The organism is Serratia sp. HRI, from assembly GCF_010119335.3.
Classification (GTDB): Bacteria; Pseudomonadota; Gammaproteobacteria; order Enterobacterales; family Enterobacteriaceae; genus Serratia; species Serratia nevei.
In genome coordinates this window covers 1686427-1699760 of sequence record NZ_CP083690.1, presented here as the reverse complement: position 1 = coordinate 1699760, position 13334 = coordinate 1686427, and the positions used below count along the sequence as shown (strand labels likewise).

At 62.2% G+C, this 13334-nt stretch carries 15 protein-coding genes; 7 read left to right on the top strand and 8 right to left on the bottom strand.

What is annotated here, in order from left to right; genetic code table 11:
• Window positions 1–29 precede the first annotated feature (29 nt).
• Both cybB and GF111_RS08330 read right to left on the bottom strand, forming a co-directional pair.
• Window positions 30–554: a cytochrome b561 gene (cybB, locus tag GF111_RS08335; RefSeq protein ID WP_071934070.1), complete on the bottom strand. Its 525-nt coding sequence runs from the start codon at window positions 552–554 to the stop codon at window positions 30–32.
• Between the two features lie 278 nt (window positions 555–832).
• On the bottom strand, window positions 833–2434 hold the full coding sequence (locus tag GF111_RS08330; protein WP_055312975.1) for an ABC transporter substrate-binding protein: 1602 nt from the start codon (window positions 2432–2434) through the stop codon (window positions 833–835).
• A 174-nt stretch (window positions 2435–2608) separates the two neighbouring features.
• On the opposite strand from GF111_RS08330, the gene GF111_RS08325 reads away from it, so the two are divergent.
• Complete coding sequence (locus GF111_RS08325; protein WP_033641194.1) at window positions 2609–3190, top strand: flavin reductase family protein; 582 nt, start codon at window positions 2609–2611, stop codon at window positions 3188–3190.
• Here GF111_RS08325 and GF111_RS08320 read toward each other — a convergent pair.
• Window positions 3187–3567, bottom strand: a complete 381-nt coding sequence (locus GF111_RS08320; protein ID WP_038873124.1) for a helix-turn-helix domain-containing protein — start codon at window positions 3565–3567, stop codon at window positions 3187–3189. The two genes, GF111_RS08325 and GF111_RS08320, sit on opposite strands and share 4 nt — an antisense overlap.
• An 84-nt stretch (window positions 3568–3651) precedes the next feature.
• On the opposite strand from GF111_RS08320, the gene GF111_RS08315 reads away from it, so the two are divergent.
• Window positions 3652–4419 (top strand): NAD(P)H-dependent oxidoreductase, encoded by a 768-nt coding sequence (locus GF111_RS08315; protein WP_038873126.1) that lies wholly within the window; start codon window positions 3652–3654, stop codon window positions 4417–4419.
• Here GF111_RS08315 and GF111_RS08310 read toward each other — a convergent pair.
• Window positions 4416–4664 (bottom strand): hypothetical protein, encoded by a 249-nt coding sequence (locus tag GF111_RS08310; protein WP_147191087.1) that lies wholly within the window; start codon window positions 4662–4664, stop codon window positions 4416–4418. The genes GF111_RS08315 and GF111_RS08310 overlap by 4 nt on opposite strands.
• A 193-nt stretch (window positions 4665–4857) precedes the next feature.
• Here GF111_RS08310 and GF111_RS08305 point away from each other — a divergent pair, with 193 nt between their 5' ends.
• On the top strand, window positions 4858–5262 hold the full coding sequence (locus GF111_RS08305; RefSeq protein ID WP_110593469.1) for an Exc2 family lipoprotein: 405 nt from the start codon (window positions 4858–4860) through the stop codon (window positions 5260–5262).
• 233 nt (window positions 5263–5495) lie between these two features.
• Window positions 5496–6137, top strand: coding sequence for a DsbA family protein (locus tag GF111_RS08300; protein WP_038873134.1), 642 nt, complete (start codon window positions 5496–5498; stop codon window positions 6135–6137).
• 35 nt (window positions 6138–6172) lie between these two features.
• Here the strand turns inward: GF111_RS08300 and GF111_RS08295 are convergent, their stop codons facing one another.
• Window positions 6173–6895 carry a phosphatase PAP2 family protein gene (locus GF111_RS08295; protein ID WP_147191089.1) on the bottom strand — a complete coding sequence of 241 codons (723 nt, stop codon included), beginning with the start codon at window positions 6893–6895 and terminating at the stop codon, window positions 6173–6175.
• 222 nt (window positions 6896–7117) lie between these two features.
• On the opposite strand from GF111_RS08295, the gene feaR reads away from it, so the two are divergent.
• On the top strand, window positions 7118–8017 hold the full coding sequence (gene feaR, locus GF111_RS08290; protein WP_147191091.1) for a transcriptional regulator FeaR: 900 nt from the start codon (window positions 7118–7120) through the stop codon (window positions 8015–8017).
• Window positions 8018–8050: 33 nt separating this feature from the next.
• Here feaR and GF111_RS08285 read toward each other — a convergent pair whose 3' ends face one another.
• Window positions 8051–9550, bottom strand: a complete 1500-nt coding sequence (locus GF111_RS08285) for an aldehyde dehydrogenase family protein (RefSeq protein WP_055312108.1) — start codon at window positions 9548–9550, stop codon at window positions 8051–8053.
• 159 nt (window positions 9551–9709) lie between these two features.
• Window positions 9710–10348, bottom strand: a complete 639-nt coding sequence (gene leuE, locus GF111_RS08280) for a leucine efflux protein LeuE (RefSeq protein WP_016928933.1) — start codon at window positions 10346–10348, stop codon at window positions 9710–9712.
• A 237-nt stretch (window positions 10349–10585) separates the two neighbouring features.
• Between leuE and ada the strand changes: the two genes are divergently transcribed.
• Together ada and GF111_RS08270 are read left to right on the top strand one after the other, a co-directional pair.
• Window positions 10586–11641 (top strand): bifunctional DNA-binding transcriptional regulator/O6-methylguanine-DNA methyltransferase Ada, encoded by a 1056-nt coding sequence (gene ada, locus GF111_RS08275; protein ID WP_047728787.1) that lies wholly within the window; start codon window positions 10586–10588, stop codon window positions 11639–11641.
• Window positions 11638–12351, top strand: a complete 714-nt coding sequence (locus GF111_RS08270) for a 2OG-Fe(II) oxygenase (protein WP_038873150.1) — start codon at window positions 11638–11640, stop codon at window positions 12349–12351. The genes ada and GF111_RS08270 overlap by 4 nt, the downstream gene beginning before the upstream one ends.
• Here the strand turns inward: GF111_RS08270 and tehB are convergent.
• A complete protein-coding gene (gene tehB / locus GF111_RS08265) occupies window positions 12346–13209 on the bottom strand; it encodes an SAM-dependent methyltransferase TehB (protein WP_038873152.1) in 864 nt (287 codons plus the stop codon). The genes GF111_RS08270 and tehB overlap by 6 nt on opposite strands.
• Between the last annotated feature and the right edge of the window lie 125 nt (window positions 13210–13334).

Here is a 13334-nt window from a genome sequence, read left to right as displayed (position 1 = left end):
CCCGAAAATTCATCCCTGGCGCCGGGTAGTCAGCGCTTTTTCATCAGTGGCAGCATGCGCACCAGCGCATTGTCCTTGACGATATAGTGGTGGAACAGCGCGGCGGCGGCATGCAGGCCGATCAGCCAATAGCCGAACGACGCCAGCGTTTTGTGCCAGCCGATAATCGTCCGCGCTTGCGGCCGATCCGCCACGTCGGCGAACGGCATCGGCAGGCCGAACAGATACCACTCCTTGCCGCCCAGATAGCGCGAGTACACTCCCAGTACCGGCAGCGTCAGCAGCAGCAGGTAAATCAGGGTGTGCGTCAGGTGCGCCAGGCCGGTTTGCCACTTCGGCGGTTTGGGCACGATAGCGGGCGAAGGGTGGCGCCAGCGCAGAAACAGGCGGGCGATCATCAGCGCAAACACCGTTACGCCGCAGCTGAAGTGGGTGACAACCAGCACGTACCAGGGGGCGCTGCCCGGTTCGGCAAAGCCGCGCAGCTCGATGGTGACGCAGGTGATGACCAGCAGGATCGCCACCAGCCAGTGCAGGCGAATTTGCCACGGCATGTAGGTGTTCTGCACCGGGTTACCTTTTGATGTTAAAGGGTCTGTGCGCCGATGGTAACGAAATGTTACAGGCGAGGAAAGCGCCTGCGCGCAGTTTAAGCAAAATGCCAGGGATTAAGCCGCTTATTAAGCTATGAATTTAGTGGGTTAAGTGCCTGGCGGCAGGGGCGGGAGCTGGCATCGTAAGTTGTGAAGCTAATGCGCGGTAGGTTCAGAGGCTGACAGCTTATTAAGCGATGAGGCGAGTAGCGCCACAGCTCTCGCCGCGGCGCCTGGGATCAGTTCAATTTGGCCTTGGCGAAGTCGCTGCCGTTCACATCCACCACGTAGCCGCTCAGGTTGCTGCGGGTGGCGTAGAACACTTTGCCGGTGGCCAGCGGCAGCCACGGCGCCTGTTTGGCGAAGATTACCTGCGCCTGTTGATACAGCTTGGCGCGCGCCTGAGGCTGATTTTCCTGAATCGCCTGCTGGATCAGGCTGTCGTAATCCTTATCGCACCAGCGCGCCACGTTGGCGCCGCTCTGTACCCCGGCGCAGCCGAGCAGGGTGGCGAAGTTGTCCGGATCGCCGTTGTCCGACACCCAACCGTACAGCGCGCTCTGCTGTTCGCCTTTGCGCAGCCCGGCCAGATACTGGCCCCATTCCCAGGTGACGATCTTGGCTTTCACGCCCACCTTCGCCCAGTCGCTCTGGATCATCTCGGCGATGCGCTTCGAGTTCGGGTTGTAGGGGCGCTGTACCGGCATCGACCAGATGTCGGTCTCAAAGCCCTGCTCCAGCCCGGCCTGCTTCAGCAGCTCGCGCGCCTTCTGCGGATCGTAGGCGTACTCCGGCAGTTTATCGTTGTAGCCCAGCATGCCTGGCGGCAGCAGCGAGTTGGCCGGCGTGCCGCTGTCTTTGAACACTGCGGCGACGATCGCTTTCTTGTCCACCGCATAGCTCAGCGCCTGGCGCACCAGCAGGTTGTCGAACGGTTTTTTCTGGGTGTTGAACGCCAGATAGCCGACGTTCAGCCCGGTAATGTCGTGCAGCTGCAGGTTGCCGTCGGCCTTGATGGCGGCGAACTGTTCCGGCAGCGGCGCGGGGATGATCTGGCATTCGTTGGTTTTCAGCTTGGCCAGCCGGGTTTGCGGATCCGGCGTAATCGAGAAGATCAGATGCTTGCTGGCCACTTCGCCCTGCCAGTAGTGCGGGTTAGCGATGTAGCGGATCAGCGAATCCTGCTTATACTGCTGAAGCGCAAATGGCCCGGTGCCGATCGGCCAGTTGTCGACGTATTCCGGCGTGCCCTTTTTCAACATTGCGTCGGCGTATTCGGCGGACAGGATCGAGGCGAAATCCATCGCCCAGTCGGCGACGAAGGCGGCGTTGGGCTGGCTCAGCGTAAAGCGAACGTGATGCTCGTCCACCGCTTCCACCTTGGCGATCAGTTTATCCAGGCCCATGTCGGTGAAGTATTCATAGTTGCCGCCGGAGACCTTGTGATACGGGTTAGCGGGATCCTTCTGCCGCATCACGGTGAACACCACGTCTTCGGCGTTGAAGTCGCGCGTTGGGGTGAAATATTTGTTGCTGTTGAATTTCACGCCCTGGCGCAGGGTAAAGGTGTAGGTCTTGCCGTCCGGGCTGACGCTCCACTCGGTGGCCAGCGAAGGGGCGGGGGTTTTATCGCTTTCGCGCAGTGTTACCAGCCGGTTGTACAGCACCTGCGAGGTGGCGATAAAGGTCGGCCCGGAGCTGGAGAGCTGCGGGTTGAACGATTCCGGCGAGGCGACGGTGCAGTACACCAGCGCATCGGAAGCGGCCAGCGCGCTGCCCGCCGACAGCAGGCCGGCGCTTGCCAGCGCCAGCGCGGCGATAGGGTGTTTTGAAAACGTCAAGGCAAGATCCTCAGGTGGGGGGAGCCGTTAGCGGCGAATTGATTTAACTATAGATAACGGATGGCGCGACGGGTAACAAGCGCCTCAGCTGCGCATTCTGTGCGCCTTGCGTTGCCTGCCGCCACAGCGCAGATCTACACTGCTGGGCAATCACTCACTCGCAAGGATTTCCCGATGAGCCACTTTCGCCCTGTCGCCCTCGAACACGCCAGCCGCCTGCTGAACCACGGCCCGACGGTATTGATCACCAGCCGCAGCCGCGACGGCGCCAAACGCAACGTGATGGCCGCCGCCTGGTCGATGCCGGTGGAGTTTAGCCCGCCGCGCATTGCCATCGTGGTGGACAAAGGGGCGCACAGCCGGCAAATGATCGAGGAAAGCGGCGCATTCGGCATTTGCGTGCCGGCGGCCATGTTCATCGACGCCACCTACGCGGTCGGCAGCGTGTCCGGATTGGATGACGACAAGTTCGCCCGCTTCCACATCGCCGCGGCGCCGAGCGCCACCCTGCAGGTGCCGCTGATCGAACAGGGCTGCGTGGCGTGGCTGGAGTGCCGCTTATTACCGGAAAGCGGCGCGCAGGAAAAATACGACACCTGCTTCGGCGAGGTGCTGAGCGCGGCGGCGGACGAGCGGGTGTTCCAGCAAGGGCGCTGGAATTTCACCGCCGCCAATGCGGATCTGCACACTATTCATCATCTGGGGGCGGGCAACTTCGTGCGCAGTGGCGAGACGCTGCGGGCCAAACCGCTTTAATCGGCCGCGCGCTTGCGGTCGGCATCATAGCGCTCGCGGGCGGCGTCCAGCTCGGGGAAATGGTATTCCGCCCATCGGTCCAGCGCCGTCAGCGTCTCGACCAGCGAGCAGGCGACGGCGCTGAGCCGGTATTCCACATGCGCCTGATTCTTTTCACTTAAATCCAGCCGTTCGAGCAGCCCGTTGCGTTCCAGCTGGCGCAGCGTTTGCGTCAGCACCTTCTGTGAAATGCCGTCGATGCGGCGCAGCAGCTCGCCGTTGCGCATAGGCCGCTGCGCCAGCGCGGGCAGGATCAGCATCACCCACTTGCCGGAAATCAGCGCCAGCGCATCGCGCGCGGAGCATTTACTCGAATAGACGTCGCCGGGATAAGCCATTGGGAGTTACCTTCAGGTGCGTAATTGCCAAGGGTGCGATAAAGCCACAGCATAGCAGCACCACCTTACAGCGGGAGAAACAGGATGAACGTGCTGATTGTGCTGGCTCACCCCGAGCCGCATTCTTTCAATGCCCATTTGGTCGAACAGGCGCGGCAGGCCTGGCTGGCGCAGGGGCACCAGGTGAAGACGGTCGATCTGTATCAGGAGGGATTTGATCCGCGCGAGGGCGCCGGCCATTACCCCAGCAGAAAGCAGGCGGGAAGGTTCGATGCGATGCAGGAGCAGCGTCATCATTGGACGATCCAGGCGCTGCCGGCGGAGATCCGGCGGCATATCGAGCTGCTGCGCTGGGCGGATACGCTGGTGCTGCAGTTCCCTTTCTGGTGGTTCGGCGCACCTGCCATCCTCAAGGGCTGGATGGATCGGGTGTTCGTTTACGGCGGGGTGTACGACAGCCGCCACCGCCATGAGAACGGCGTGATGCGCGGCAAACGGGCGCTGCTGACCGTTACCGCCGGCGCTTCCGCTCAGGCCTGCGCGCCGGACGGGCGCGACGGCGATATGCGGCTGATGCTGTGGCCGATCATGCATGCGCTGCACTATATCGGCTTTAGCGTGCTGGAGCCGTTCCTGGTCTATGGCGTGCGCGGCGGGTTGGCGGGCGAGGAGCGGCAGGCGCAGAACGCTGCTTTGGCGCAGGTGACGCAGGCGTATCGGGAAGGCTTAAGCGATCTTGCCGCCTGGCCGGCGGTGCCGTTCAACCGCAATGACGATTTTGACGCCGATCTGGCGCTGAAGCCCGGCGCGCCGGTCTACAGCCCGTTCGTGCGGCACCGCGATCCGGTTTAGAAACCGGCCTTCAGCAGTTCCTCGCGCAAGTCGTCGATAATCGCCGGTTCGATATCGGGGAACTGTTGCTGGATATCGGCGATGGCGTCGGCCACGCTCGGGCCGGCGAAGGTGCCGGAGAAGGGCACCAGCGGCAGGTTGGCGTCGCTGTCCGGCAGTTCACCGCGGATAGTGCCGGTGATCATGCCCGCTTTTTTTTCCGCCGTGAGGTTGTACTCCCCCACGTTTTTGTCGATCGGTTTCATTGGCCGCCTCGCTGTCGGTGAGTGTTTACCCTGTTCTGTTAAAGCATAGTGTTTCAGGCAATGAATACCAATCAATGCATATAATATTAATATAAAACAATATGATGCGATTTTTTGTCGTTTGACGTTCACCGGGGGCCGGCGCTATGCTCTTGGCGCTAAAGGACCTTCCTCACTGACAGGGACAGACGACATGAAAAAACTGAAACGCGCGGCGCTGTTGTTGCCGCTGTTGGCGCTCAGCGCCTGCACCCACCACCTCAGCAGCGCGGAGCTGCATGCCAAGCACTACATTTATCAAACCCGCGACGATTTCGATCCGCAATTTCGCACCGATGTGAACGGCAGTATTAAGAACGCCGTGCCGATGTTCGAACAGTTCTACCAGCTGGGGAAAAAGGATCGCGCGGCAGGCGTGGCGCGCAGCGAGGCGCAGAAAAAGGCCGACTATCTGGCCAGCCCGGAATTCCAGCAGAACATGGAACACAAAACCATTTTCATCAACCGCGCCTACAGCGGCTCCGACAACCCCAAACGCCGCCAGGTGTTCTCGCAGGAAGCGGTGGGCGCTTATTGGGACGGCTACGAAGGGCGCTGAACATAATCCCTCACAAATATACCCGTCATACTTGAAGCTGCATCTGTGTTGACTGCGAGCGCTCACCCCAGTCACTTACTGAAGTAAGCTCCTGGGGACTCCCGCTCTTGCCGCCGTGATGCAACTCCAATTATTTAGGGTATAGAAGGTAATAAAAACTGGTCTTCTGGCGGTTATTTGATTATAAAAACCGCCGCTAAGGACGATGTTCATAGATGAAACCAGGAGTGTTTATGTTGGCAAAAGTTAAGCGTTCGCTCGCCGCCGCCGTCGTATTGATGTTGGCGCTGCCCGCGGTTCAGGCCGCGGATTACCGTGCGGGCGAGCAATACACCCGGCTGGATAAGCCGGTGGCCGCCGCGCCGGCGGTGGTGGAATTTTTCTCCTTCTACTGCGGCCCTTGCTATCAGTTCGCCGAAACCTACCGCGTAGGCAGTACCGTAGCTCAGGCGCTGCCCGCCGGTGAGAAAGTCACCAAGTATCACGTCAGCCTGATGGGCAAACTGGGCAATGAGCTGACCGAAGCCTGGGCGGTGGCGACGGTGCTGGGCGTGGAAGACAAGATTGAAGGGGCGATGTTCGACGCGGTGCAGAAACAGCGCGCCGTCAACGGCGCCGAAGATATTCAGCGGGTGTTCACGGCGGCCGGCATCGATGCCGCTACCTATGAAAATGCGCGTCACAGCCTGCTGGTCAAAGGATTGATCGCCAAGCAGAACGAAGCGGTGAAAGCGTTCGAGGTACGCGGCACCCCGTCGTTCTACGTGGCAGGCAAATACAAGATAGACAATGCCGGCATGGCCAGCACCCGCGTTGAAGGTTACGCCAAAGAGTACGCGGCGGTGGTGCGTTACCTGTTGGACAAGCAGCCGTAAACCGGGCCGTCAGGGCCCGGTGTTAGCCGCCGGATCTATTTTGCCGCAGGCAAATCCAGCGCCTGGCGCAGCTCGTCGCGCGCTTGCCGGTACTGCTGCTGGAAATCCTGCTGCTGTGAAAGCTGCTGGCTGATCACGCTGCCGGCGATGCGACCCATCTCGATATCGGAAGGGTAGTGGATCCCCGCCACTACCCGGTTGTCACCGTATTGCCAGGCGCGCGTCATGATGGCGGCGCGCTTTTCCGGCACCATGTTGGCCAGGGTGATGCCCATTAGCGTGCCCAGCGTGGTGTGGCCGGAAGGCCAGGAGCCGGAGCTGGAGCGCTTGACGATCGGCTCGATGCGGCTGTCCAGCATATGCGGGCGCGGGCGCTTCCAGAAATCTTTCGCCGGATCGACCACCGCCGCTTCGGTGGCGACGATGCGATCGAAGAAGGCGCTCACGGCCGGCAACGCTTTGGCGTTGAACTTCGGCCCCATCACGTTGCCGTACACCCAGACGTTCTCTTCCGCATCCGCCATAGCCTGGCTGGCCATTTCCGGCGTGCGTTTCTGCTGCATGTCGAGCACTTCCCGCAGTTCACGCTGGGTCTGCGCCGAGTCGTTGGCCGGCGGCGGCGGCAGGATGTGGGTCAAATCCACCTGCTGCGCGGTGGTGAACGGTTGGGCTTCCTCGGCCGCCTGCGCGTGGAGCGCGGTCAGGGCGCTGGTGGTAAACAAACACAGCACTAAAACGGATTTCTGCAACGATTTCATCGGGTCATGTCCAGGGGGTTAAAGTGAAAGGGGAGCAGTCTGTATCTTTGGCGAGGCCTGTGACGATGAGATGACGGTTTCGTGGCGGATGGATGACGGGCGCCGGGTGAACTGTGATCGCGGCGCCAAATCCCCCGCTCGCCATTGATTGTATGTTAACGGATTGTTATGGTGTTTTTCTGTTCAACGGCGCAGCACCGCTGCTGTTTGAAGGGAGAGATCATGACTGCATTGGCAACGCTCCGGGACGTCGGCTTCGAAGAGTGGCTGGGGAAAATCAACACCGCCTGCGGCCGATTCTGCGCGAAAACGCTGGGGCCGGGCTTCAGCGGGGCGATGCAGGAATTTCGCGCCCATGCGCTGCGTCTGAGCGTGGTCGACGTGTCTCAGGCCCGGCTGTACCGCACGCCGCGCGAAATCGCCCGCAGCGACGGCGCGCACTTTTTTACCGTCTTCCAGCTGCGCGGCAGCGCGTTGATGGAACAGGGCGAGAGCCAGACGGTGCTCTCTCCCGGCGACATCACGCTGATCGACGCCTCACGGCCCAGCAGCTTCACCTTCCAGCGCGATTCGCGCCAAATCTCGCTGCTGTTGCCGCGCGGCTGCCTGCCGGTGCCGCCGCCTTGTGCCCAGCGTCTCGGAGCAGAGCTCAGCGCGGTGCGCCTCAGCCGCCAACTGGTGCTGAGCAGCATGCAGGATCCTCAGCTCGCCGCGGCGGAAAGCGAGGCGGTGCTGAATGCGCTGGCGGCGCTGCTGCGCCCGGCGCTGGCGCTCGAACTGGCGCGCCCGGAGGGGCAACAGCCGGTTTTCGACAAGGCGCTGGCGTTGATCGACAGGCATATTCAGTCGGCGCAGCTGCGCCCGGAATGGGTGGCGGCCGAGTTGGGGGTGTCGCTGCGCAGCCTGTATCGGCTGTTCGCCCGCCAGGGGCTGGTGGTGGCGCAGTACATCAGAAATCGCCGGCTGGATCTGTGCGCGCAGGCGCTGCGCAGTGCCGCCGAGCAGGAAAAGCTGGCCGGCGTCGGCCTCGACTGGGGTTTCGCCGATCACAGCCATTTCTCGACCGCTTTCAAGCAGCGTTTCGGCATGTCGCCGAGCGAGTACCGCCGGCAATATCAATAAGTCAGGGCGCGGGCCAGGCCCGCGCCGCTTCACTCAATAGCGGATGCAGACCGATTTGGTTTCGGTGTAGGCATCCAGCCAATCCGGGCCGAAGTCACGGCCGCTGCCCGACTGTTTGAACCCGCCGAACGGCATGTTCGGGTCGATCAGCGTATGGGTGTTGACCCACACGGTGCCGGCCTGAATGCGCGGCGTCAGCGCCATCGCTTTCTGCAGGCTGGTGGTCCACAGGCTGGCGGTCAGCCCGAAGTCGGTGTCGTTGGCCTTGCTCAATGCCTCTTCGGCGCTCGCTACCCGAATCAGGTTAACCACCGGGCCGAACACTTCCTCGCGCGTCAGGTTCAGCCTGTCGTCCGGGTTGATCACCAGCGTTGGCGGGATGTAGAAGCCGTTGGCATCCGGCCCGGCTGCGCCGCCGATAAGCTCGGCGTTTTTCGCCCGGGCGTCGTCCAGGTAGGCCGCCACCTTGTTGCGGTGCGCGAGCGACACCAGCGGGTTGATTTGCGCGCCGGTGTCCATGCCCGGCCCGACCGACAGCGATTTCACCGCCTGTTCGAAACCGGCCACCAGTTGGTCATAGATCGGCGCTTCGATATAAATCCGCGAACTGGCAGCGCACACCTGCCCCTGGTTGAGGAAGCTGCCGAGCATCAGGCCTTCGATCACCTGCTGCGGATCGGCGTCTTTCAGCACGATGGCCGGGTTTTTGCCCCCCAGCTCCAGCGTCACGCGGGTCAGGCGATCCGCCGCCGCGCGCGCGATGCTTTTGCCCACCGGCGTGGAGCCGGTAAAGCTGACTTTGGCGATCAGCGGATGTTCGGTCAGCGCCTTGCCGCACAGGGTGCCGCGGCCGGTGACCACGTTGAACACGCCCGGCGGCACGCCGGCTTCGCTCGCCAGTTCGGCCATGCGCAGCAGGGTGAGCGGGGTGGTTTCCGACGGCTTGATGACGATGGAGCAGCCCGCCGCCAGCGCCGGCATCACTTTCCACATGCCGATCATCAGCGGGAAGTTCCAGGGCACGATGCCGGCGACCACGCCAATCGGCTCTTTACGGGTATAAACCTGATATTTGGCGCCCGGCGGCATCGGAATGGAGACGTCCAGCGTCTGGCCGGTGATTTTGGTTGCCAGACCGGCGGTGTAGCGCATCCAGTTCAGGGTGCTGCCGACTTCGAAGGCGCGGGCGATGTTGATGGATTTGCCCTGCTCCAGGGTTTCCAGCTGCGCCAGCTCCTCGGCGTGTTGCTCCACCAAATCGGCGTAGCGCAGCAGGATGCGTTCGCGCTCTACCGGCAGGCGCTGCGCCCAGACGCCTTCGCTGAAGGCTTTGTGGGCGGACTGCACCGCCAGCGCGACGTCGTGTTCGTTGGCATCGGCGGTGGTGGCGATCTGCTGCCCATTGGCGGGGTTATACACCGCCAGGCGGTCTTCCGCGGCGGACGCGCGCCACTGGCCGTCGATATACAGCCCATGCTGACGATCGAGAAAACGCGACACGCTATCCAGCACGGCTACGGTATTGTCAGACATACATCCTCCGATCAGGCTCATCAGGTTATCGTTAACCCTGCAAGTCTAGATCAGCGGGAAAGCGGCGGCTTTGGTCTGCCTGACATTCGGTTTGCCCTGCGTGTCATTTTGCCGTGACGAAGGAGTAAACCGCGGCCGGCGGGCGCCGGCCGGGAGGGATCACGAGCTCAGGGTCGCCAGACGGGTGGCGAAGCCGAGGAACAGCAGGCCGATCAGGCCGTTGCCGAGCTTCGCCAGGCCTTTCTTGTGATTGAAGAAATGCGCCAGCATCGCGCCGGAGAAGATCAGCGTGCTCATGTAGATAAAGCTGACGGCTTCGAGGATCAGCGCCAGAATGGTGAACGACAGCCCGGTGTGCGCGTAGTTGAAGTCGATGAACTGCACGAAGAACGACACGTAAAACAGAATAGCTTTCGGGTTGGTCAGGCTCAGCGTCAGCGACTTGCGCAGAATGCTGTGGCCGCCCTCAATCTGCTGCTGTTGCGCCTGCGCCTTCTGCACGAAGGTGGCGTAGAGGATTTTTGCGCCGAGGAACAGCAGGTAAATCGCGCCGAGAAAACGCACCAGGGTAAACAGGAACGGCGTGGTGCGGATCAGCGAAGCCACGCCGATATAGGCGCAGAAGATCAGGATCGCATCGCCGATGAACACGCCGAGCGCCGCGGTGTAGCCGGCGCGCACGCCGCGCGATACGCCGGTTTTCAGCACGTACAGCGTATTCGGCCCCGGCAGAATGATAATGAAGACCACCCCGGCCAAATAGGTCCATAAATTCAGGACGCCAAAACTCTCTAACACAATAACCTCTCCATGCGCGCAACTAACAGGCAAAAACACTGGCCACGCCCGTGGCCGGCCGCGATCCTAACGCTGTGCAACCGGGTTGGCAACGTAATAAACTTCATGTTGTTGGTTAAAAATTGTCGAAACATTGTTGAAAACGTCGGCGCCGAATTAAAAAGCAAGAGTCGGCGTGTTTCGCCAACGGCCCGTCACTATGCTGGTTAACATCGAAACCGCAGTGAGGAACGGATGATGAAAAACGTAATCGACAGCGCCGATCCGCGCTGGCTGGCGATCGTCAGCCGCGATAAGCACGCCGACGGCCGCTTTATCTACGCGGTGAAAACCACCGGCGTGTATTGCTCGCCTTCTTGCTCGTCACGCCAGCCGAACCGGCAAAACGTGGAGCTGTTCGACGACGCTGAGCAGGCGGAAGCGGCGGGTTATCGGCCCTGCAAGCGCTGCCGCCAGGGGCTGACGCCGTTGACGGAGCAGCATGCGCGGCAGATAGCCGAGGCCTGCCGCTATATCGAACGGGCGGAGAAAGCGCCGTCGTTGCAGACGCTGGCGCGCCACGTCGGGTTGAGCCAATACCATTTCCACCGGCTGTTCAAAGCGATCACCGGCCTGACGCCGAAAGGCTATGCCGACGCGCAGCGCAGCCAACGGCTGCGCACCGGTCTGACGCAGCAGGAGACGGTGACCGACGCGATCTTCGACGCCGGCTATGGTGCCAACGGCCGCTTCTACCAGCAAGCCAACGCCGCGCTGGGCATGACGCCGAAGGCCTACCGGGCGGGTGGCAAAGGCATGCGCATCCATTTCGCCGTCGGGCGCTGTTCGCTGGGCGAGATCCTGGCGGCGCAGAGCGAGGTGGGCATCTGCGCCATTCTGCTGGGGGACGATGCGCAGCGGTTGGTGCAGGATCTGCAGGACAAGTTCCCTAATGCCGAGCTGATCGGCGGCGACGCGCAGTATGAAGCGCTGATGGCGCAGGTGGTGGGGCTGATTGAAGCGCCGGAGAACGGGCTGGCGCTGCCGCTGGATATTCGCGGCACCGCGTTTCAACAGCGGGTCTGGCAGGCGCTGCGGGCGATACCGGTCGGCGAAACCGTCAGCTATGCCGATATCGCCCGGCGCATCGGCGCGCCCAAAGCGGTGCGCGCGGTGGCCGGCGCCTGCGCTGCCAACGTGCTGGCGGTGGCGATCCCCTGTCACCGGGTGGTGCGCAATGACGGCGCCCTGTCCGGCTATCGCTGGGGCGTCGAGCGCAAGCAAGCCTTGCTGGAAAAAGAGGCGCAGCGATGAGCGGCCCGCTGGGGGCGCGGCTGGCCGAATTGGACTGGGCGGCGATTGAACGCGAACTCGATGCGCAGGGCTGCGCGCGGCTGCCAGGCGTGCTCAGCCAAGACCTGTGCCGCGAGCTGGCGGCGCTCTACCCGCTCGATGCGCACTTCCGCAGCCGCGTCGTGATGGCGCGGCACGGTTTTGGCCGCGGCGAGTACCGGTATTTCGCCTATCCGCTGCCGCTTCCGGTGGCCGAGGTGCGCAGCCTGATGTATGCACGGCTGGCGCCGGTGGCCAACCGCTGGAATACCTTATTGGGCTTGACGGTGCGCTATCCCGCCGAACACGAGGCCTACCTGGCCGAATGCCACCGGGCCGGCCAACGGCGGCCGACGCCGCTGCTGTTGCGTTACGAAGCGGGGGATTACAACTGCCTGCATCAGGATCTGTACGGCGAGCGGGTGTTTCCGCTGCAGGTGGCGTTTTTACTTTCCGCCCCTGAACGGGACTTCACCGGCGGCGAATTCGTGCTGACCGAACAGCGGCCGCGGATGCAGAGCCGGCCGGAGGTGGTGCCGCTGCAGCAGGGCGACGCGGTGGTGTTCGCCGTGCATCACCGGCCGGTGGCGGGAGTGAAAGGCTACTATCGGGTCAATCTGCGCCACGGCGTCAGCCGGATACGCGCCGGCCAACGCCACACGCTGGGGGTGATCTTTCACGACGCGCTATAGCTTGCGTGCCAGCAGGGTGGCGAAGCGCAGCGAGATGCGGTTGCCGGCGGCGTCGGTCTTGTGCAGTTGGCCGACGTCTTCGTTGTATTTGAGGATCCCCCAGTCGCGATAATAATGCTTCAGCTCACCCGGGCTGAAGGTGAACGGGAACGGCAGCGGGCAGGGATAATCCTCGGTATCCATCGCCGCCACGATCAGGTTATGGCCGCCGCGCACGGTGCTGTCCTGCATGTTTTGCACGATAGGCGGGATTTGCTGGCGTTCGAGGAACATCATCACCACGGTGGACAGGATGAAGTCGTATTCGCCGCTGAAGCGGTGGGTATTGAGATCCTGCACCCTGGCGCTCAGGCGGGTCAGCTGTTCGGCGTCGATGATTTGATTGAGGCGGTCTATCGACGGCGCGTGCTTGTCCCAGGCGGTGACGTCGAAACCTTTCAAATTGAGATAGAGCGAATTGCGGCCGCCGCCGCAGCCCAGATCCAGCGCCTTGCCCGGCGCGATGCGCGCCGCCGCCTCGATCACTTCAGAGTGGGTGCGCGTCAGTTCGTATTTCTTGTGGTAGTAATCTTCCGGCGTGCAGTAAAACGCCAGCCGGCAGATCATGTCGTCCGAGAAGGAAACGATGCGATGCCACTGCTGCGGTGCGATAAACGGCGGCTGGCTTTCGGGGCTGAACTGCCAGGTCTCGGTGGTGGCGCCGTCTTCGGTCATCATGGCGAACGTCAGGCTGCCGCTCAGGACGGTGAGCTTCGCCCAGGTGCCGCTCTGGGTGTTGTGGCGCTGGCGGAAGGCTTCCGGCAGTGTGTCGCTGTTCCATTCCGGCAGGGTTTTGTAGCAAAGCAGCTGCTGCTCCATAAGGGGCTCCTCTGGCTGGGCAAGCAAAGTGATTTATATAATGCATATAAAATACATCTTTATGGGGCATTTGAACATAGCGGCCTGACGGAAAGGCGCGGCGATATCTTTATACTGGATTGTGC